General features: G+C 58.0%; 18 protein-coding genes. 14 read left to right on the forward strand and 4 right to left on the reverse strand.

The features are described from left to right. The first annotated feature begins 61 nt into the window (after nucleotides 1-61). The 7 genes from lepA (at nucleotide 62) to acpS (ending at nucleotide 6,721) form a co-directional block, all read left to right on the forward strand. A complete protein-coding gene (gene lepA / locus GO007_RS12110; RefSeq protein ID WP_095100189.1) occupies nucleotides 62-1,861 on the forward strand; it encodes a translation elongation factor 4 in 1,800 nt (599 codons plus the stop codon). A gap of 16 nt (nucleotides 1,862-1,877) precedes the next feature. Continuing rightward, the gene (lepB, locus tag GO007_RS12115; RefSeq protein WP_095100192.1) at nucleotides 1,878-2,852 is read left to right on the forward strand and encodes a signal peptidase I; all 975 of its coding nucleotides are present in this window, start codon (nucleotides 1,878-1,880) and stop codon (nucleotides 2,850-2,852) included. Nucleotides 2,853-3,146: 294 nt separating this feature from the next. Continuing rightward, on the forward strand, nucleotides 3,147-3,827 hold the full coding sequence (rnc, locus tag GO007_RS12120; RefSeq protein WP_041146753.1) for a ribonuclease III: 681 nt from the start codon (nucleotides 3,147-3,149) through the stop codon (nucleotides 3,825-3,827). Then, entirely contained in the window at nucleotides 3,824-4,729 is a 906-nt protein-coding gene (gene era / locus GO007_RS12125; RefSeq protein ID WP_095100195.1) for a GTPase Era, read from the forward strand. The genes rnc and era overlap by 4 nt, the downstream gene beginning before the upstream one ends. Nucleotides 4,730-4,860: 131 nt before the next feature. Further along, nucleotides 4,861-5,601 (forward strand): DNA repair protein RecO, encoded by a 741-nt coding sequence (gene recO / locus GO007_RS12130; RefSeq protein WP_095101323.1) that lies wholly within the window; start codon nucleotides 4,861-4,863, stop codon nucleotides 5,599-5,601. An 8-nt stretch (nucleotides 5,602-5,609) separates the two neighbouring features. Then, complete coding sequence (pdxJ, locus tag GO007_RS12135; RefSeq protein ID WP_095100201.1) at nucleotides 5,610-6,341, forward strand: pyridoxine 5'-phosphate synthase; 732 nt, start codon at nucleotides 5,610-5,612, stop codon at nucleotides 6,339-6,341. Beyond that, the gene (gene acpS, locus GO007_RS12140; protein WP_095100204.1) at nucleotides 6,341-6,721 is read left to right on the forward strand and encodes a holo-ACP synthase; all 381 of its coding nucleotides are present in this window, start codon (nucleotides 6,341-6,343) and stop codon (nucleotides 6,719-6,721) included. Before pdxJ ends, acpS begins: the two co-directional genes overlap by 1 nt. Here the strand turns inward: acpS and GO007_RS12145 are convergent. Then, on the reverse strand, nucleotides 6,718-6,978 hold the full coding sequence (locus tag GO007_RS12145) for a YfhL family 4Fe-4S dicluster ferredoxin (RefSeq protein ID WP_045856379.1): 261 nt from the start codon (nucleotides 6,976-6,978) through the stop codon (nucleotides 6,718-6,720). The two genes, acpS and GO007_RS12145, sit on opposite strands and share 4 nt — an antisense overlap. Before the next feature lie 56 nt (nucleotides 6,979-7,034). Then, nucleotides 7,035-7,883, reverse strand: coding sequence for a MurR/RpiR family transcriptional regulator (locus GO007_RS12150; protein WP_095100207.1), 849 nt, complete (start codon nucleotides 7,881-7,883; stop codon nucleotides 7,035-7,037). A gap of 219 nt (nucleotides 7,884-8,102) precedes the next feature. Between GO007_RS12150 and yfhb the strand changes: the two genes are divergently transcribed. Together yfhb and tadA are read left to right on the forward strand one after the other, a co-directional pair. Next, nucleotides 8,103-8,726, forward strand: coding sequence for a phosphatidylglycerophosphatase C (yfhb, locus tag GO007_RS12155; RefSeq protein ID WP_189339871.1), 624 nt, complete (start codon nucleotides 8,103-8,105; stop codon nucleotides 8,724-8,726). 61 nt (nucleotides 8,727-8,787) lie between these two features. Next, on the forward strand, nucleotides 8,788-9,294 hold the full coding sequence (tadA, locus tag GO007_RS12160; protein ID WP_223261781.1) for a tRNA adenosine(34) deaminase TadA: 507 nt from the start codon (nucleotides 8,788-8,790) through the stop codon (nucleotides 9,292-9,294). Here tadA and mltF read toward each other — a convergent pair. Then, nucleotides 9,291-10,907, reverse strand: coding sequence for a membrane-bound lytic murein transglycosylase MltF (gene mltF / locus GO007_RS12165; protein WP_095100216.1), 1,617 nt, complete (start codon nucleotides 10,905-10,907; stop codon nucleotides 9,291-9,293). The two genes, tadA and mltF, sit on opposite strands and share 4 nt — an antisense overlap. A gap of 174 nt (nucleotides 10,908-11,081) precedes the next feature. Between mltF and purL the strand changes: the two genes are divergently transcribed. From purL to glnB, 5 genes are all read left to right on the forward strand, one after another. Further along, the gene (purL, locus tag GO007_RS12170) at nucleotides 11,082-14,969 is read left to right on the forward strand and encodes a phosphoribosylformylglycinamidine synthase (protein ID WP_095100219.1); all 3,888 of its coding nucleotides are present in this window, start codon (nucleotides 11,082-11,084) and stop codon (nucleotides 14,967-14,969) included. 652 nt (nucleotides 14,970-15,621) lie between these two features. After that, nucleotides 15,622-17,058: a sensor histidine kinase gene (locus tag GO007_RS12175; RefSeq protein WP_095100221.1), complete on the forward strand. Its 1,437-nt coding sequence runs from the start codon at nucleotides 15,622-15,624 to the stop codon at nucleotides 17,056-17,058. A gap of 17 nt (nucleotides 17,059-17,075) precedes the next feature. Next, nucleotides 17,076-17,780, forward strand: a complete 705-nt coding sequence (gene qseG / locus GO007_RS12180) for a two-component system QseEF-associated lipoprotein QseG (RefSeq protein ID WP_189339872.1) — start codon at nucleotides 17,076-17,078, stop codon at nucleotides 17,778-17,780. Beyond that, the gene (gene glrR, locus GO007_RS12185; protein WP_095100227.1) at nucleotides 17,767-19,104 is read left to right on the forward strand and encodes a two-component system response regulator GlrR; all 1,338 of its coding nucleotides are present in this window, start codon (nucleotides 17,767-17,769) and stop codon (nucleotides 19,102-19,104) included. The genes qseG and glrR overlap by 14 nt, the downstream gene beginning before the upstream one ends. 65 nt (nucleotides 19,105-19,169) lie before the next feature. Continuing rightward, nucleotides 19,170-19,508, forward strand: a complete 339-nt coding sequence (gene glnB / locus GO007_RS12190) for a nitrogen regulatory protein P-II (RefSeq protein WP_041146740.1) — start codon at nucleotides 19,170-19,172, stop codon at nucleotides 19,506-19,508. Nucleotides 19,509-19,545: 37 nt separating this feature from the next. Here the strand turns inward: glnB and hmpA are convergent, their stop codons facing one another. Continuing rightward, nucleotides 19,546-20,736 (reverse strand): NO-inducible flavohemoprotein, encoded by a 1,191-nt coding sequence (hmpA, locus tag GO007_RS12195; protein WP_095100230.1) that lies wholly within the window; start codon nucleotides 20,734-20,736, stop codon nucleotides 19,546-19,548. Nucleotides 20,737-20,792 lie beyond the last annotated feature (56 nt).

Raw genomic sequence — 20,792 nt, forward strand, 5'->3', positions numbered from 1 at the left:
AAAAACGTCAGGCACAGAACAGTGGCCTCATGATACGCGTAAGGCATAATTAACTCTAAATATGAAGAATATACGTAACTTTTCAATCATCGCCCACATTGACCACGGTAAGTCTACGTTGTCTGACCGTATCATCCAGATTTGCGGTGGCCTTTCCGATCGTGAAATGGAAGCCCAGGTACTGGATTCCATGGATCTTGAGCGTGAGCGCGGCATCACCATTAAGGCGCAAAGCGTCACCCTGGATTATAAGGCCACCAACGGTGAGACCTACCAGCTGAACTTTATCGACACCCCGGGACACGTCGACTTCTCCTATGAAGTTTCGCGTTCTCTGGCCGCCTGCGAAGGCGCGCTGCTGGTTGTCGATGCCGGTCAAGGGGTGGAAGCCCAGACGCTGGCAAACTGCTATACCGCGATGGAAATGGACCTGGAAGTTGTGCCAGTCCTCAACAAAATCGACCTGCCTGCGGCCGATCCGGAACGCGTGGCGGAAGAAATTGAAGACATCGTCGGTATCGACGCCGCCGATGCGGTTCGCTGCTCGGCGAAGACCGGCGTAGGCGTTCCGGATGTGCTGGAGCGTCTGGTGCGCGACATTCCGCCGCCGGAAGGTGATCCGGACGCCCCGCTGCAGGCCCTGATCATCGACTCCTGGTTCGACAACTACCTCGGCGTCGTCTCGCTGGTGCGTATTAAAAACGGCACCATGCGCAAGGGTGACAAGATTAAGGTCATCAGTACCGGGCAGGTTTATAACGCCGATCGCCTCGGTATTTTTACGCCGAAACAGGTCGATCGTACCGAGCTGAAATGCGGTGAGGTAGGCTGGCTGGTATGCGCGATTAAAGACATCCTCGGCGCGCCGGTGGGCGATACCCTGACCACTTCCCGCAACCCGGCGGACAAAGCGCTGCCTGGCTTCAAAAAGGTCAAGCCGCAGGTGTACGCCGGCCTGTTCCCGGTAAGCTCTGATGATTACGAAAGCTTCCGCGATGCGCTGGGCAAACTGAGCCTCAACGACGCCTCTCTGTTCTATGAACCAGAAAGCTCGACGGCGCTGGGCTTTGGTTTCCGCTGCGGCTTCCTCGGCCTGCTGCACATGGAGATCATCCAGGAGCGTCTGGAGCGCGAATACGATCTGGACCTGATTACCACGGCGCCAACGGTGGTCTACGAAGTCGAGACGACGGCGAAAGAGGTCATCTACGTCGACAGCCCGTCCAAGCTGCCGCCGCTGAATAATATTCAGGAGCTGCGCGAGCCTATTGCGGAGTGCCATATGCTGCTGCCGCAGGAGTACCTCGGCAACGTCATCACCCTGTGCATTGAGAAGCGCGGCGTGCAGACCAACATGGTTTACCACGGTAAACAGGTTGCGCTGACCTATGAAATCCCGATGGCGGAAGTGGTTCTCGACTTCTTCGATCGCCTGAAGTCAACTTCTCGCGGCTACGCGTCGCTGGACTACAACTTCAAGCGCTTCCAGGCCTCCAACATGGTGCGCGTAGATGTGCTGATCAACAGCGAGCGCGTCGATGCGCTGGCGCTGATCACCCACAACGATAACGCCCCGTACCGCGGTCGCGAGCTGGTGGAGAAGATGAAAGAGCTGATCCCTCGTCAGCAGTTCGATATCGCGATTCAGGCGGCAATCGGCAACCACATTATCGCCCGTGCTACCGTTAAGCAGCTGCGTAAAAACGTCCTGGCGAAATGCTATGGCGGCGACGTGAGCCGTAAGAAGAAGCTGCTGCAGAAGCAGAAAGACGGTAAGAAGCGAATGAAGCAAGTAGGCAACGTTGAGCTGCCGCAGGAAGCGTTCCTCGCCATTCTGCACGTGGGTAAAGACGGAAAATAACCATTAAGGAGTTGGCATGGCGAACATGTTTGCCCTGATCCTGGTGATCGCAACCCTGGTAACGGGGCTTTTATGGTGTCTGGATAAGTTTATCTTCGCACCGAAGCGCCGCGCAGGTCAGGCCGCCGCTCAGGCGGCGACCGGCGAAGGGCTTGATAAAACGACGCTGAAGAAAGTCGGCCCGAAACCGGGCTGGCTGGAAACGGGTGCCTCGGTGTTCCCGGTGCTGGCCATCGTGCTGGTGGTGCGTTCATTTATTTACGAACCCTTCCAGATCCCGTCAGGCTCAATGATGCCGACGCTGCTGATCGGTGATTTTATTCTGGTAGAGAAGTTTGCTTACGGGATTAAAGATCCTATCTACCAGAAAACGCTGATCGAGACCGGGCATCCGAAGCGTGGCGATATCGTGGTGTTTAAATACCCGGAAGATCCGCGCCTTGACTACATCAAGAGGGCGGTGGGTTTACCGGGTGATAAAGTCACCTACGATCCGCTGACCAAGCAGGTCACTATCCAGCCGGGATGCAGTTCCGGACAGGCGTGCGGCAACGCGCTGCCGGTCACTTACTCCAACGTTGAGCCGAGCGATTTCGTCCAGACTTTCTCGCGCAGCAACGGCGGTGAAGCGACCAGCGGCTTCTGGCAGCTGCCGAAGGGCGAGAGCAAGGCTGACGGTATCCGTCTGACCGAACGCAAAGAGACGCTGGGTGACGTTACCCATCGGATTCTGACCGTGCCGATTGCTCAGGATCAGGTAGGTATGTACTACCACCAGTCCGGTCTGCCGCTGGCGACCTGGATTGTGCCGCCGGGCCACTATTTCATGATGGGCGACAACCGCGATAATAGCGCGGACAGCCGCTACTGGGGCTTTGTGCCGGAAGCAAACCTGGTGGGTAAAGCCACGGCCATCTGGATGAGCTTCGAAAAACAGGAAGGCGAGTGGCCGACCGGCGTACGTTTATCGCGCATCGGCAGCATCCACTAATTTTCCTGACCGATTCACGCTGCCGCCGCAATATCGGCAGCGTGAATTATTTAATATTTAAATCCATCCAAACTAACGACATCCCTTGTCGTTGCGTATAGAATATCCCCCCGAAGTTTTGGTTGTCTCTCGTAAGAGTGACACTGCACACGAAACCGCGTTGGTTGTTTATACTCTCAATAATTTGGGTTGCAGAAAGGCGACAAGCAAGCGCGCATGCAACGTGAAGTTGGCGAGAGTGCTCAGGTCGGTTTCGTGTGCTGCATTTTTGACGCATTCATTTATTGGTAACGCATGAACCCCATCGTAATTAATCGGCTTCAACGGAAGCTGGGCTACACTTTTAATCATCAGGAGCTGTTGCAACAGGCATTAACTCACCGCAGTGCCAGCAGCAAACACAATGAGCGCCTGGAATTCTTAGGCGACTCTATTTTGAGTTTTGTGATCGCGAATGCGCTCTACCATCGCTTCCCTCGGGTTGACGAAGGCGATATGAGCCGCATGCGCGCGACGCTGGTACGAGGCAACACGCTGGCGGAAATCGCTCGCGAGTTTGAGCTGGGTGAGTGCCTGCGTCTGGGGCCGGGTGAATTGAAAAGCGGTGGCTTCCGTCGTGAATCGATTCTGGCAGATACCGTTGAAGCGTTAATTGGCGGAGTCTTCCTCGACAGCGATATCCAGAATATCGAACGCCTGATCCTCTCCTGGTACCAAACTCGTCTGGACGAAATTAGCCCGGGCGATAAGCAAAAAGATCCGAAGACCCGCCTGCAGGAATATCTGCAGGGTCGCCACCTGCCGCTGCCATCTTATTTGGTTGTCCAGGTGCGCGGGGAAGCACACGATCAGGAATTTACTATCCACTGCCAGGTTAGCGGCCTGAGTGAACCGGTGGTCGGCACGGGTTCCAGCCGTCGCAAGGCGGAGCAGGCTGCCGCCGAACAGGCGCTGAAAAAGCTGGAGCTGGAATGAGCGAAGAAAAAAGTTATTGCGGGTTTGTTGCCATCGTTGGCCGCCCGAACGTGGGTAAATCCACGCTGTTGAACAAGCTGCTTGGGCAGAAGATTTCTATTACTTCGCGTAAAGCGCAGACCACGCGTCACCGCATCGTCGGTATCCATACCGAAGGGCCGTATCAGGCAATCTACGTTGATACCCCGGGCCTGCATATGGAAGAGAAGCGGGCGATTAACCGCCTGATGAACAAAGCGGCGAGCAGCTCGATTGGCGACGTTGAGCTGGTGATCTTCGTTGTTGAAGGCACCCGCTGGACCGCCGACGACGAAATGGTGCTGGGCAAGCTGCGCGACGCCAGGGCGCCGGTTATTCTTGCGGTGAACAAAGTCGATAACGTGCAGGAAAAGGCCGATCTGCTGCCGCACCTGCAGTTCCTGGCAAGCCAGATGAACTTCCTCGATATCGTGCCGATTTCCGCAGAAACCGGGACCAACGTCGATACTATCGCCGGGATCGTGCGTAAACATCTGCCGGAAGCGATTCATCACTTCCCGGAAGATTACATCACCGATCGTTCCCAGCGCTTTATGGCTTCTGAAATCATCCGTGAGAAGCTGATGCGCTTCCTCGGGGCCGAGCTGCCGTACTCCGTAACGGTAGAGATTGAGCGTTTCCAGACCAACGAACGCGGCGGTTATGATATTAACGGCCTGATCCTGGTTGAGCGTGAAGGGCAGAAGAAGATGGTTATTGGTAACAAAGGTGCCAAAATCAAAACCATCGGTATTGAAGCGCGTAAAGACATGCAGGATATGTTCGAAGCGCCGGTTCACCTCGAACTGTGGGTGAAGGTGAAATCCGGCTGGGCCGACGACGAGCGCGCGCTGCGCAGCCTCGGTTACGTTGACGATCTCTGAGTTTGATACTCTATGGCTTTCGAAGTGCAGGCAGGCGGCAGGACCGCGAGTCCCCGGGAGCTTACCGTCGTAAGTGACCAGGGTGTGCGGACGCAGCCAACGCCCCTGCAGCCTGCAAGACGACGCGTATGATGGAAGGCTGGCAGCGCGCTTTCGTTCTGCATAGTCGTCCCTGGAGCGAAACCAGCCTGATGCTGGACGTCTTCACGGAAGAGTCGGGCCGCGTGCGCCTTGTTGCTAAAGGCGCGCGTTCCAAACGCTCCAGCCTCAAAGGCGCTCTCCAACCTTTTACCCCCTTACTGCTCCGCTTTGGCGGCCGTGGCGAAGTCAAAACGCTGCGCAGCGCCGAAGCCGTTTCGCTGGCGCTCCCGCTCAGCGGGATCACGCTCTATAGCGGCCTCTACGTCAATGAGCTGCTCTCCCGCGTGCTCGAACACGAAACCCGCTTCTCTGAACTGTTCTTCGACTACCTGCACTGCCTCCAGGCGCTGGCCGGCGCGAGCGGTTCGCCGGAACCCGCTCTACGGCGTTTCGAGCTGGCCCTGCTCGGGCATCTCGGCTACGGCGTCGATTTCCTGCACTGCGCCGGTAGCGGCGAAGCGGTCTCCGATACCATGACCTATCGTTACCGCGAAGAAAAAGGCTTTATCGCCAGCATGGTTATTGATAACAGCAGCTTTACCGGGCACCATTTGAAAGCGCTGGCTAACCGTGAATTTCCGGATAGCGATGCCTTACGTGCTGCCAAACGCTTTACCCGTATCGCCCTGAAGCCGTATCTTGGCGGCAAGCCGCTAAAGAGCCGGGAGCTGTTTCGCCAGTTTATCCCCGCCAGAGCGGCGCGAGCAGATAAAACAAATAATGAACAATGAGGATTGTCATGGCTGAATTACTGTTAGGGGTCAACATTGACCATATCGCTACGCTACGTAACGCCCGCGGCACCGCATACCCGGACCCGGTACAGGCAGCTTTTATCGCCGAGCAGGCCGGCGCCGACGGTATTACCGTGCATCTGCGTGAAGATCGCCGCCATATCACCGACCGCGATGTGCGCATCCTGCGTCAGACGCTAGGTACCCGCATGAATCTCGAAATGGCGGTGACCGAAGAGATGCTGGCTATCGCCTGCGAAACCAAACCGCATTTCTGCTGCCTGGTGCCGGAAAAGCGCCAGGAAGTGACCACCGAGGGCGGCCTGGACGTGGCCGGCCAGCGCGAAAAAATGCGCGATGCCTGCCAGCGTCTTGCCGATGCCGGCATTCTGGTTTCGCTGTTCATTGATGCCGATTTTGCGCAAATTAAGGCGGCGGCGGAAGTCGGCGCGCCCTATATCGAAATTCACACCGGCTGCTACGCGGATGCCGAAAGCGACGCTCAGCAGGCCAAAGAGCTCGAGCGCATTGCGAAAGCGGCCACCTACGCCGCCAGCCTTGGCCTGAAGGTCAATGCCGGACACGGTCTGACCTACCACAACGTCAAGGCCATCGCCCGACTGCCGGAAATGCATGAGCTGAATATTGGCCACGCGATTATCGGTCGCGCGGTGATGAGCGGCCTGAAGGAAGCGGTTGCTGAAATGAAGCGCCTGATGCAGGAAGCCCGTCCTTAATGGCTATTCTCGGGCTGGGCACGGATATCGTTGAAATTGCCCGCATTGAAGCGGTGATCGCCCGTAGCGGCGATCGCCTTGCCCGACGCGTTTTAAGCGATAGCGAGTGGGCAATCTGGGAGCAGCACCAGCAGCCGGTGCGTTTTCTGGCCAAGCGCTTTGCGGTGAAAGAGGCGGCGGCAAAAGCGCTAGGTACCGGGATTCGTAACGGTTTGGCTTTTAACCAGTTTGAAGTCTACAACGATGAGCTGGGTAAACCGAAGCTGCGCTTATGGGGTGAGGCTAAGAATCTGGCGAAGCGTCTGGGAGTCAGCGCGGTTCACGTCACGCTGGCCGATGAGCGCCACTACGCCTGCGCAACGGTAATTATCGAAAGCTAGATTTTATCCGCGTGGTGCATCAGCACAAATTTATCCCACAGCTGCTCTTCGTTCTCGAGGTGCGCCGGATCTTTGAGGATCGTATTGGGGATCGGGCACACTTTTTGACAGGTGGGCGTTTCATAATGGCCCACGCACTCCGTGCAGCGATCGCTGTTAATTTCATAAATGCTATCCCCCATCGAAATGGCCTCGTTCGGACACTCCGGTTCGCACATATCGCAGTTGATGCATTTTTTGGTAATTAACAGCGCCATCAGGTAATTCTCAGAAACAACACAAACAGGGCGGGCATTATACGCCCATTTTATGCTCACACCAGCTTTTTCACCAGCGCCTCGCTGTGGCGAATACGGTCCGGCGCATGCTCAAGATCCTGCTGAACCAGCGCCATAAACAGCAGATCCGTCAGCATCATCTGCGCGCTGGTTGAGGAGATAGCCGCGCTGCGCGTCGCCTGCTCTTCAGCAATGGTATACAGGCACTGTGAGGCCTGCTGCTGCAGCGCGTTGGGGCTGAAGCCGGTGATCGCCAGGATCCGGCAGCCAACGCGCAGGGCTTCTGCCGCCGCCATGTTGATTTCGCGCCGCTCGCCGGAATAGGAGATGGCGAACAGCAGATCGTCCGGCGACATCGCCTGGACGGTGGCCAGCAGGGCGTGCATATCCTGCTCGGCGACGGCGTTAATGCCAATCTTCATCAGCTTCCAGCTGAAGTTGCGCGCCACCAGGCCCGAGGCGCCGATACCGGTAATAATGACCCGACGGGCGGTACGCAGCAGCGCAACGGCCTCCAGCAGCTTCTCTTCGCTGTTAACGTCCAGCGAGGCGTGCATCGCCGCCACGTTATCCTTAATCAGCTTTTCGCCCACCAGACGCAGCGGATCGTCGCCGAGGATCTGGTTATGCACCGGGACCGACTGCGGGTCGGGCGCGCTGGCCAGCGCTTCGCTCAGCGCCAGCTTCAGGGCCGGGAAACCTTTGAAGCCCATCTTCTGGGCGAATTTCACCACGCTGGACTGGCTCACGCCCGCTTCACCCGCCAGCTGCTGGGAGCTCAGGTGCCGGGTCTGGTCCGGCTGGGCGAGGATAAAATCAGCCAGCTTCTTATCGCTTGCCGCCAGAGAGGGGTAGCGCTGGCGAATGCGGATTAAACAGTTCATAGGTTTTCCTGAGGACGGCCTTCACCCTCTGCTGAAAGAATTTTGTATTCGATTATAAGAGGATTATGGCGAATTAAAAATTCTGGCGCTGAGATTTCTTGAGGAACGACCTTAACCCAAATTCAACGCCCGCAGATGTTTTTAATATTAAGGGTGCAAGGCTGGTAAGCTATCGGCTGCTGGAATGACTAAAAGAAGAGGTCGGGTTTGAATAGCGCTATGCGTCGGGTGGTCTTTTTTGATCTTGATGGAACCCTGCACCAGCAGGATATGTTTGGCAGCTTCATACGCTACGTGTTGCGTCATCAGCCTCTGAATCTGCTGCCGGTGATGCTGTTGCTGCCGCTTATCCTCGGCGGGCTGCTGGTCAACGGCAGGGCGGCGCGCTGGCCGATGAGCCTGCTGCTGTGGGCGTCCACCTGCGGGCGCAGTGAGGCGAAGCTCAAGCGCCTTGAGGCGAACTTCGTCCGCTGGTTTCGCCAGCACGTGACGGCGTTCCCGGTGGTGCATGCCCGGCTAACGGGCTATTTGACCAGCACCGATGCCGACGTCTGGCTGATCACCGGTTCGCCGCAGTCGCTGGTGGAGCAGGTCTATTTTGATACGCCCTGGCTACCGAGGGTGAACGTGATTGCCAGCAGGATGGCGCGGCGCTACGGCGGCTGGGTCCTGACTCTGCGCTGTCTGGGGCATGAAAAAGTGGTTCAGCTGGAGCAAAAAATTGGCGCGCCGCTGCGGTTGTATAGCGGCTATAGCGACAGCGAGCAGGATAATCCGCTGCTCTGCTTTTGCCAGCATCGCTGGCGGGTGACGCCGCAGGGCGACCTGCATCAGCTAGAGTGATAGTGTGTAATGCACGGCCGGCATGTATAATGCGCCCCGCTTTTGCACAGGAGTCCCCGCTTTGTCTGACCATGAACGCAATGATGAATACTGGATGCGTCACGCTTTGACGCTGGCTAAACGCGCCTGGGAAGAGGGCGAAGTGCCGGTGGGCGCCGTGCTGGTACACAATAACCAGGTCATTGGCGAGGGCTGGAATCGTCCAATCGGCCGTCACGATCCGACCGCGCATGCCGAGATCATGGCCATACGCCAGGGCGGGCTGGTGCTGCAAAACTACCGCCTGATTGACGCCACGCTGTACGTGACCCTTGAGCCCTGCGTGATGTGCGCCGGGGCGATGGTGCATAGCCGCATCTCGCGCCTGGTTTTCGGCGCCCGGGATGCCAAAACCGGCGCCGCCGGATCGCTGATCGACGTGCTGCACCATCCGGGGATGAACCATCGGGTTGAGATCGCCGAAGGCGTTCTCGCTGAGTCGTGTTCGGCAATGCTGAGCGATTTTTTCCGCTGGCGGCGGGAAGAGAAAAAGGCGCTCAAGAAGGCGCGCCAGGAAGGCGAGGGCTAGTGGCCCAGCCCGGGGATTTTGAATTTGGCGTTATCGACCAGCGCTTCGGCGCGGAATTTGAAGAACGGTAGCGTCTGCTCTTCCTTTTTATCTACCTCATCCGGCATAACCGCCGGGTAGTCGCCGGCCATCGCCAGCGCCTGCTCGTCCTTGCTCTCCTTCTCGGAAAGATAGCCGACCAGGCTGATATGGTATTTGCGAATATTCTCGACGTAAGCGTACGCTTCATGGCCCCGCGCGTAGCCGTATTTCAGCCTGCTGTAGTAGGATTTTTGGCTGAGAAGCGGGAGGCGCTGCTTTACGTCTGCCCAGCTGTCGGGGTTACCCTTTTGTTTTTTCGTCAGGGCGATGGCGTCAAGAATATGCGCGTAGCCCATATTGTAAGCCGCCAGCGCAAACCAGATCCGCTCATCTTTGGGTACCGAATCCGGAACCTTATTCATCATATCCTGCAGATAACGCATGCCGCCGTTGATACTCTGTTCGGCATCGGTGCGGTCGGTTAATCCCAGGCTCTGGGCGGTGTTTCTGGTGAGCATCATCATCCCGCGAACTCCGGTCGGCGAGGTTGCCTGCGGGTCCCAGTGAGACTCCTGCCATGAAATAGCCGCCAGCAGACGCCAGTCGATCTGTCGGGCATATTTTTCAAACATTGGCTGCAGATCCGGCAGGATATTTTCTACCGCTCGCAGGAAGGTTCGCGTATCGACATAATCGAAATCGTTGCCGTGCCCGAGATACTTTTCTTCCAGCCGCGCCAGCGTGCCGTCTTCATTAATGTTGTTGAAGAAATCGAGCATCGCCGCCGATAGCGAATTGTCATCGCTCTTTACGCTAAACCAGGTCACCGGTTGCTCATCGGTGATGTCCAGCGCGACCGCCAGCTCAGGATGAACGCGCTGAAACAGGCTGACCGCTACGGAATCGGCGATGGTGTAGTCCAGGTCGCCATCGATGACCGACTGCATCAGCGCCGTGGTGCCGCGCTTTTCATCGACGCGCCAGCTGAGATCGGGATATTTACTGCCCTTTAGGTTCTGCAGGTCGTTAATGGCGACGTGGCCCGGCGCGATAACCAGCTGGTCTGCATTGAGGTTAGCAAGGGTGCGCGGGCGAGTGCTGCCGACCCGGTAGACCAGCTGCTGCGATACGGAGTAGTAGCTCGGTCCCGGCTGATAGTTCTTCACCCGCTCGGAGTTATAGACCAGCCCTGCGCCGAGCATGTCGGCCTTGCCGTCATCCAGATCGTCAAAGAGCTGGCTGATATTCTGCCGGACGGTGACCTTGAGCTTGACGCCGAGGTAGTCGGCGAACTGCTGCGCCAGCTCGTAATCAAGGCCGTAGGTTTTGTCATTGATGGTCGCAAAGGTCATCGGTGAGTTGATGGTGCTGATCCGCAGCTCTCCGCGCGATATAATTCCCGCAACGCGGTTCTCTGGTTTGCCCGACCACGGGATCGACGGCCACAGGGCAGCCGCCAGCAACAAGGTAACAATGCCGATGAGCAGATAATTAATCTTTAGTTTTTTCAGATAGTTAATCTTCTGCAGCTCTGTGTTCCTCAGCAGACTATGACCAGAAAAAGTAAAAGGTTGTCGATGAATGAGCGGCATTTTGCTTAAGAATGCGCCAGTTGGCAACTTATTCGCGATAGGGGTCACATTTATTGATAAACACAGGGAATGATTTTATTTCCACGCAAACGGTTTCGTCAGGGCACAGGATTCACTATAATAGCGCCCGTTTCCCCCCTGGCTCATATTGAAAGCTTCGAAGACGAGAGACTTATGATGGAAATTTTGCGTGGTTCGCCTGCACTGTCGGCATTTCGTATTAATAAACTGCTGGCACGTTTTCAGGCGGCCAACATACCGGTAAGCACAATATATGCAGAGTATGTTCATTTTGCCGACCTGAACGCCCCGCTCGGCGGTGAGGATCGCGAGAGGCTGGCACGACTGCTCAAGTATGGCCCAAGCTTAAGTAGCCATACCCCAACCGGTAAATTACTGCTCGTCACCCCCCGCCCTGGCACCATCTCCCCCTGGTCTTCTAAAGCTACCGATATTGCCCATAACTGCGGCCTGGCACAGGTTGTGCGCCTTGAGCGCGGCGTGGCGTACTACGTTGAAGCCGGTACGCTGAGCGCTGAGCAGTGGGCCGTCGTTGCGGCTGAACTGCACGACCGGATGATGGAAAGCGTATTCGACGCGCTGGAAGAGGGCGAGAAGCTGTTCGCTCAGCATCAACCTGCGCCGGTCACCAGCGTTGACCTGCTGGGCCAGGGCCGCCAGGCGCTGATCGACGCTAACCTCCGTCTGGGGCTGGCGCTGGCGGAAGATGAAATCGACTATCTGCAGGATGCCTTCAAAACGCTAGGCCGTAATCCGAACGATATCGAACTATATATGTTCGCGCAGGCTAACTCCGAGCACTGCCGCCACAAGATTTTTAACGCCGATTGGGTTATCGACGGCGAACAGCAGCCGAAGTCGCTGTTTAAGATGATCAAAAATACCTTTGAGAAGACCCCGGATTACGTTCTATCTGCCTATAAAGACAACGCCGCGGTCATGGAAGGTTCAGAAGTCGGTCGCTTCTTTGCCAGCCATCAGGAAGGAATTTATGACTACCATCAGGAAGCGGCGCATATCCTGATGAAGGTAGAAACGCATAACCACCCGACGGCGATTTCCCCGTGGCCGGGCGCGGCGACCGGTTCCGGCGGCGAAATCCGCGATGAAGGCGCAACCGGACGCGGGGCGAAACCCAAAGCGGGCCTGGTCGGGTTCTCGGTTTCTAACCTGCGCATCCCGGGCTTTGAGCAGCCGTGGGAAGAAGATTTTGGCAAACCGGACCGCATTGTCACCGCGTTGGATATCATGACCGACGGCCCGCTGGGCGGCGCGGCGTTTAACAACGAATTTGGTCGTCCGGCGCTGAACGGCTACTTCCGCACCTATGAAGAAAAGGTTACCAGCCACAATGGTGAAGAGCTGCGCGGCTATCACAAGCCGATCATGCTGGCTGGCGGCATCGGCAACATTCGCGCTGAGCACGTCCAGAAAGGTGAAATTATCGTTGGGGCGAAGCTTATTGTTCTCGGCGGCCCGGCGATGAACATTGGCCTCGGCGGCGGAGCGGCATCGTCTATGGCATCCGGTCAGTCTGATGCGGACCTCGATTTTGCCTCCGTACAGCGTGACAACCCGGAAATGGAGCGCCGCTGTCAGGAGGTCATTGACCGCTGCTGGCAGCTGGGCGAAGCCAACCCGATTCTCTTTATTCACGACGTCGGCGCGGGCGGTCTTTCGAACGCGATGCCGGAGCTGGTTAGCGACGGCGGCCGCGGCGGCAAATTCCAGCTGCGCGATATTCTTAGCGATGAGCCGGGTATGAGCCCGCTGGAAATCTGGTGCAACGAATCACAGGAGCGCTACGTGCTGGCGGTGGCGCCGGACCAGCTGCCGCTTTTCGACGAGCTGTGCCGCCGCGAGCGCGCGCCTTACGCCGTGATCGGCGACGCTACCGAAGAGCTGCATCTGAATATGAGCGACAGCCATTTCAACGATCAGCCGATCGATCTGCCCTTGGACGTGCTGTTGGGCAAAACGCCGAAAATGACCCGCGACGTGCAGACCCTGAAGGCGAAAGGTGAAGCGCTGAATCGCCAGGGAATGACCGTTGCCGATGCGGTAAATCGCGTTCTGCACCTGCCGGCGGTGGCGGAGAAAACCTTCCTCGTCACCATCGGCGACCGTACCGTTACCGGCATGGTGGCGCGCGATCAGATGGTTGGTCCGTGGCAGATCCCGGTGGCTAACTGTGCGGTCACCACCGCCAGCCTCGATAGCTACTACGGCGAAGCGATGGCCCTTGGCGAACGTACGCCGGTGGCGTTACTGGACTTTGCCGCCTCCGCCCGCCTGGCGGTAGGCGAAGCGCTGACCAACATGGCGGCAACGCAGATTGGTGCGCTGAATCGCGTGAAGCTTTCGGCAAACTGGATGGCGGCGGCCGGACACCCGGGCGAAGATGCCGGCCTGTACGAAGCGGTAAAGGCGGTTGGTGAAGAGCTGTGTCCGGCTCTGGGCCTGACTATCCCGGTCGGCAAAGATTCGATGTCGATGAAAACCCGCTGGCAGGAAGGCAGCGAGCAGCGCGAGATGACTTCTCCGCTGTCACTGGTGATCACCGCTTTTGCCCGCGTGGAAGATGTGCGTCGTACCGTGACGCCGCAGCTCTCCAGCGAAGACAACGCCCTGCTGCTGATTGATTTAGGCAACGGGCGCAACGCGCTGGGCGCGACCGCGCTGGCGCAGGTTTATCGCCAGCTGGGCGATACCCCGGCAGACGTTCGCGATGTTGCGCAGCTGAAAGGCTTCTGGGACGCAATGCAGGCGCTGGTGGCCGAACGTAAGCTGCTGGCTTACCACGACCGTTCTGACGGCGGCCTGCTGGTGACGCTGGCCGAGATGGCCTTTACCGGCCACTGCGGCCTGACGGCGGACATTGCCGCGCTGGGCGACGATAGCCTGGCGGCGCTGTTCAACGAAGAGCTCGGCGCGGTTATTCAGGTTCGCGCCGCGGATCGCGAGGCGGTTGAAGCGCTGCTGGCGTCCCACGGCCTGGCGGAGTGCACCCACTACCTCGGTCAGGCAACGGCGGGCGACCGCTTTGTCATCACCGCCGACGGCAGCCCGGTATTCAGCGAAAGCCGCTCTACGCTGCGTACGTGGTGGGCAGAAACCACCTGGCAGATGCAGCGTCTGCGCGATAACCCCGAGTGCGCCGATAGCGAACACGCCGCGAAAAGCAACGATAGCGATCCGGGCCTCAACGTTAAGCTCTCCTTCGATATCAGCGAAGATATCGCCGCGCCGTACATTGCGACCGGCGCGCGTCCGAAGGTGGCGGTACTGCGCGAGCAGGGCGTCAACTCGCACGTGGAGATGGCCGCGGCCTTCCATCGCGCGGGCTTTGATGCCGTTGACGTGCATATGAGCGACCTGCTTGCGGGCCGTACCGGTCTTGCCGACTTCCAGGCGCTGGTTGCCTGCGGCGGCTTCTCCTACGGCGACGTGCTGGGGGCGGGCGAAGGCTGGGCGAAATCGATTCTGTTCAACGACCGCGTGCGCGATGAGTTTGCGACCTTCTTCCATCGTCCGCAGACCCTGGCGCTGGGCGTGTGTAACGGCTGTCAGATGATGTCCAACCTGCGGGAGCTGATCCCGGGAAGCGACCTGTGGCCGCGCTTCGTGCGTAACTACTCTGACCGCTTTGAGGCGCGCTTCAGCCTGGTCGAAGTGACGCAAAGCCCGTCTCTGCTGCTGCAGGGAATGGTCGGCTCCATGATGCCCATCGCCGTTTCTCACGGTGAAGGGCAGGTGGAGGTGCGCGACGGCGCGCATCTGGCGCAGCTTGAGAGCAAAGGGCTGGTCGCGCTACGCTTCGTGGATAACTTCGGTAAAGTCACCGAAAGCTACCCGGCGAACCCGAACGGCTCGCCGAACGGGATTACCGCCGTCACCAGCGAAAGCGGTCGTGCCACCATCATGATGCCGCACCCTGAGCGCGTCTTCCGTACCGTGGCAAACTCCTGGCACCCGGAAAACTGGGGAGAGGACAGCCCGTGGATGCGTATTTTCCGCAACGCGCGTAAGCAGTTAGGCTAAACCGGCTCCTGGTTCCTTGTTCTAAAAGGCCTCCCGCGAAAGCGGGGGGCCTTTTTGTTTGTGATGGGTATCGCAGCAGGGTGTCGGGATTTACCGACAAACGCGAGGAAGGAGTGTCTCCAAAAGGAGACATTTAATTCATTGATTTTAAAAGGGGTTACCAGGCCGGTTGTGAAGCGTTGCTAAATGGCGACAGTGTGGTTAAAAAACAGACACCGTCATTTGGGGTGATAAGTATAGAAAATCTATTATATTTCATTGTGTTAATAAAATGTTTTGTAATGTGGCATAGAACGTGCATAATAATATGCAGTGGCTCATTCACCTTCTTATGTCAGCCCCTTCGGGACGCGCTACATAAACTTCGAATGACGCACAACAAGGTGCCTGCCGTCCAACTCCTGATAATAGCTCTGCTTTATCAGCCATCGGGCGAAACGTCGAGTTAGGCACCGCCTTATTTCTTAATAAAGCCAGGCACTTGCCTGGCTTTATTATTTCCGCTCCAGGGCAAGCCAGCGGCGTGATTATCCGCTCCGCTGACGGGCCTCGCCCTGACTTGTCGCCTTTCGTGCAGATCTGCTGATTGCACCTGTTACTCTGCGGCGTCCTCAGTTAGCATCATCTTAAGCTAATGTTTGAGGCTATATACTTGAAGCGACTCTCTCTTTTCCCCCGCTCATTGCGCCAGCTGGTGACGCTCTCCTTTGTGCTGATCCTGCTACCCCTGCTGGTTCTGGCCTGGCAGGCGTGGCAAAGCCTGAACGCCCTCAGCGCCCAGGCCGCGCACATCAACCGAACCACGCTGGTCGATGCTCGCCGCAGCGAGGCAATGATTAACGCTTCGCTGGAAATGGAGCGCAGCTACCGCCAGTACTGCGTGCTGGACGATCCGACTCTGGCGAAGGTTTATCAGAATCAGCGCCAGCGCTACAGCGAAATGCTGGACGCGCACGCCGGCGTTCTGCCGGATGAGAAAATCTGGCAGGCGCTGAGCCAGGATTTGAGCGACCTGGCGCAGCTGAGATGTAAAAACAGCAGCCCAGACGCAAAGTCCGCAGAGAGCCTGGAAGCCTTCGCCACGGCCAACAGCGTCATGGTGCAGGCCACCCGAACGGTCGTTTATTCGCGCGGGCAGCAGCTCCAGCAGGAGATCGCCGAACGCGGGCAGTTCTTCGGCTGGCAGGCGCTGGTGCTGTTCCTGCTGAGCCTGGCGCTGGTGCTGCTGTTTACCCGCATGATCATCGGCCCGGTAAAAGGGATTGAGAAAATGATTAACCGGCTGGGGGAAGGGAAGTCGCTGGATAACGCGGCGTTGTTTACCGGGCCGCGCGAGCTGCGCTCGGTCGGCGAGCGCATCATCTGGCTGAGCGAGCGCCTGGCCTGGCTGGAGTCGCAGCGGCATCAGTTTTTACGTCATCTCTCGCATGAGCTGAAAACGCCGTTAGCCAGCATGCGGGAAGGTACGGAGCTGCTCGCCGACCGCGTCGCCGGGCCTTTGACCGCCGAGCAGCAGGAAATTGTCGAGATCCTCGACAGCAGCAGCCGCAATCTGCAAAAGCTGATTGAACAGCTGCTTGATTACAACCGTAAACAGGCCGACGGCCCGGTGGCGCGCGAGACGGTGAACCTTGCGGAGCTGGTAGAAAGCGTTGTCTCCGCCCACAGCCTGCCGGCAAGAGCTAAACTGATGCGAACGGATCTCAGCCTGGAGGCCAGGTTCTGCCAGGCGGAGCCGGCTTTGCTGGCGAGCGTGCTGGATAATCTCTATTCCAATGCGGTGCACTATGGTGCTGAATCCGGTAACATTCACATTCACAGCTACCGGCACGGCGAGCAGGTGCGCATCGACGTTAGCAACAGCGGCGAGCCGATACCGCCGGTGGAAAGAAAAATGATTTTTGAGCCCTTTTATCAGGGAAGTCATCAGCGTAAAGGGGCGGTAAAAGGCAGCGGTCTCGGGCTAAGCATTGCGCGGGACTGCGTGCGACAAATGCAGGGTGAGCTAAGCCTGGTCGACGATATACCCGGGCTGATCTGTTTTCGCATCACGCTACCCACCGGCGAGCCGGGAAAAATCAACACATGAATCAACAATGGGTGACTATGTCCCACTTTTTCGCATGGGTTCGTCCCGTCAAAGTCTGGCTGCTGTCCGGCGTTTCTTGCCTTGCGCTGGCCGGATGTTCCGCGGCTTTATCGCCGCATACGGCAAACGACAAAGCGCAGCCCGAGCTGCCGCAGCACCAGGTGGCGGATTTCCTCTCGGTTGATTGCGCAGATATCTGGTCTCTGAACGGTGATATCAGCGACAAAAATCCGCTCTACTGGCTGCGCGGAATTGACTGCGCCGATCGCCTTGCTCCGGTACAGGCGCGGGCGGAAGCCCGGCAGCACGGTGACGACCGCTGGCAGGATGCGTTTAAGCGCGGCATTTTGCTGGCGGACGCCAAAATTACCCCGGACGAGCGGCGCGAGCTGGTTTCTCGCCTGGATACCTTCAGCTCCCAAATTGCCGTGCAGGTGCGCCCGCTTTATCAGCTCTGGCGCGACGGCCAGAGCCGACAGCTGCAGCTGGTGGACGAACGTTCCCGCTACGCGAAGCTACAGCAGACCAGCGATGCCGAGCTCGACGCGCTGCGCCAGCAGGAGCAGCAGCTGCGCGGCGAGCTGGAACTCACGACGCGTAAGCTGGAAAATCTCACCGATATCGAACGTCAACTCTCCACCCGTAAGCCGGGAGGGAATTTTAATTCTGACGTCGGGCACGGTAGCGATAAAGTCCCGGAGGCCAATCATGACGAGCCGTAAACCCGCGCGCCTGCTGCTGGTGGACGATGACCCAGGGCTGCTGAAGCTGCTTGGGATGCGCCTTGTCAGCGAAGGATACAGCGTGGTCACTGCCGAAAGCGGCCCCGAGGCGCTGCGCGTGCTGGGGCGCGATAAGGTCGACCTGGTGGTCAGCGATTTACGCATGGATGAAATGGACGGCCTGCAGCTGTTTGCCGAAATCCAGAAGGTGCAGCCGGGAATGCCGGTGATTATTCTCACCGCCCACGGATCGATTCCGGAGGCGGTGGCTGCGACCCAGCAGGGAGTGTTCAGCTTCCTGACCAAGCCGGTAGATAAGGATGCGCTGTACAAAGCCATTGATGACGCCCTGGAGCACAGCGCGCCGGCGACGGATGAGCGCTGGCGCCAGGCGATTGTGACCCGTAGCCCGCTGATGCAGCGTCTGCTTGAGCAGGCGGGCATGGTGGCGCAGTCGGACGTCAGCGTGCTGATTAACGGCCAGAGCGGCACCGGCAAAGAGATCGTCGCCCAGGCGATTCATAACGCCAGCCCGCGACACGCTAAGCCCTTTGTCGCCATTAACTGCGGCGCCCTGCCGGAACAGCTGCTGGAGTCGGAGCTGTTTGGCCACGCCCGCGGTGCCTTTACCGGCGCGGTCAGCAATCGGGAAGGGCTGTTCCAGGCCGCCGAAGGGGGCACGCTGTTCCTCGATGAGATCGGCGATATGCCGGTGGCCCTGCAGGTAAAACTGCTGCGCGTCCTGCAGGAGCGAAAGGTCCGCCCGCTGGGCAGCAACCGCGATATCGACATCGACGTGCGCATCATCTCCGCCACCCACCGCGACCTGCCTAAGGCGATGGCCCGCGGCGAGTTCCGCGAAGATCTGTTTTATCGCCTGAACGTGGTGAACCTGAAGATCCCGCCTCTCGCCGATCGCACCGAGGATATTCCGCTTCTCGCCAACCATCTGCTGCGGCAGTCTGCCGACCGGCACAAGCCGTTTGTCCGCGCCTTCTCGACCGATGCGATGAAGCGGCTGATGGCCGCCAAATGGCCGGGCAACGTGCGTCAGCTGGTGAACGTGATTGAGCAGTGCGTGGCGCTGACCTCATCGCCGGTGATCAGCGACGCGCTGGTGGAGCAGGCGCTGGAAGGCGAGAATACCGCGCTGCCGACCTTCGTTGAGGCGCGCAATCAGTTTGAGCTGAACTACCTGCGCAAGCTGCTGCAAATAACCAAAGGTAACGTGACGCACGCGGCCAGAATGGCCGGACGCAACCGCACCGAATTTTATAAATTGCTGTCGCGCCATGAGCTCGACGCCAACGACTTTAAAGAGTAGCTCCGCGCCATAGCGCAAGTTATGATACGGTAAGCAACCGGTTACGCGACTAAGACAGGAACACCATGAAAAAGATTGATGCGATTATTAAACCTTTCAAGCTGGATGACGTGCGTGAAGCGCTGGCGGAAGTCGGCATCACCGGGATGACGGTAACGGAAGTGAAGGGCTTTGGCCGTCAGAAGGGCCATACCGAGCTGTACCGCGGTGCGGAGTATATGGTGGATTTTCTGCCAAAAGTGAAAATCGAAATCGTGGTCACTGATGATATCGTCGATACCTGCGTGGATACTATTATCCGCACGGCGCAGACCGGTAAAATCGGCGATGGCAAAATCTTTGTCTTTGACGTGGCGCGCGTGATCCGTATCCGTACCGGCGAAGAAGACGACGAAGCGATTTAAGTTTTAACCCTCTCCCCGGCGGGGAGAGGGGCATCAATTACAGTACCTTGTGCGGGCCAAAGCATTCGTAATGAATGCGTTCGCTATTGATGCCAAGCGCCACCAGCTGCTTCGCAGCGTGCTGCATAAAGGCTACCGGGCCGCAGAGGTAGAACTGCATCAGCGGGTCGCGCAGGCTCTCTGCCTGAGCGGTCAAATCCATCAAACCTTCGCTATTAAAACGCGCCGCCTGACGGTCCTCTTCGCCAGGGCTGCGATACCAGACGTGAGAAGCAAACTTAGGCAAGGTCGCTCCCAGCGCGCTGACCTCATCGGCAAAGGCGTGAACCTCGCCGTTTTCCGCCGCGTGGAACCAGTTAACCTGCGCCGGATGGCGCGCTTTTGCCAGCGAATCCAGCATTGCCAGCATTGGCGTTTGGCCGACGCCGCCGGAAAGCAGCGTTACCGGAGTTTCGGCGTCAACGGTAAGGAAGAAGTCGCCTGCCGGCGCCGCCAGGTGCACAACATCCCCTTCGCTTGACGCATTGTGCAGCCAGTTCGATACCTGACCGCCGCTCTCGCGCTTCACGGCAATGCGATAGCCTTTGCCATTCGCCTTACGCGTCAGGGAGTACTGGCGAATCTCCTGATATTCAAACCCTTCTGGCTTCAGCCAGACGGCCAGGTACTGGCCCGGCTGATAGTCGGCAACCGGCTGGCCGTCTACCGGCTCCATTTCGAAGCTGGTGATCAGCGCGCTGCGCGGGGTTTTCTTCACGATGCGAAACGCGCGGGTCCCTTCCCAGCCGCCGGTCTTGCTGGCGCTATCCTGATAGATTTCGGCTTCACGATTGATAAAGACGTTAGCCAGCACGCCGTAGGCTTTGCCCCAGGCATCAAGCACTTCCTGACCCGGGCTGAACATTTCATCCAGCGTCGCCAGCAGGTGGCCGCCGACAATATTGTACTGCTCCGGCCTGATCTGGAAGCTGGTGTGCTTCTGCGCGATTTTTTCTACCGCCGGCAGCAGGGCCGCCAGGTTATCGATATTGCTCGCATAGGCGGCAATAGCGTTAAACAGCGCCTCACGCTGATCGCCGTTACGCTGGTTGCTCATATTGAAGATTTCTTTGAGTTCTGGGTTATGAGCAAACATGCGATCGTAGAAATGGGCGGTCAGCTTCGGACCGGTTTCGACCAGCAGGGGAATGGTGGCTTTGACCGTAGCGATGGTTTGAGCGTCGAGCATAGCAGCTTCCTTTAGTGTTATCTTAATGATGCATTTCAAATGCATCTTATATAAAT

This window comes from Klebsiella sp. 10-1, assembly GCF_009758445.1.
In the GTDB taxonomy this organism is placed as follows: domain Bacteria; phylum Pseudomonadota; class Gammaproteobacteria; order Enterobacterales; family Enterobacteriaceae; genus Klebsiella; species Klebsiella scottii.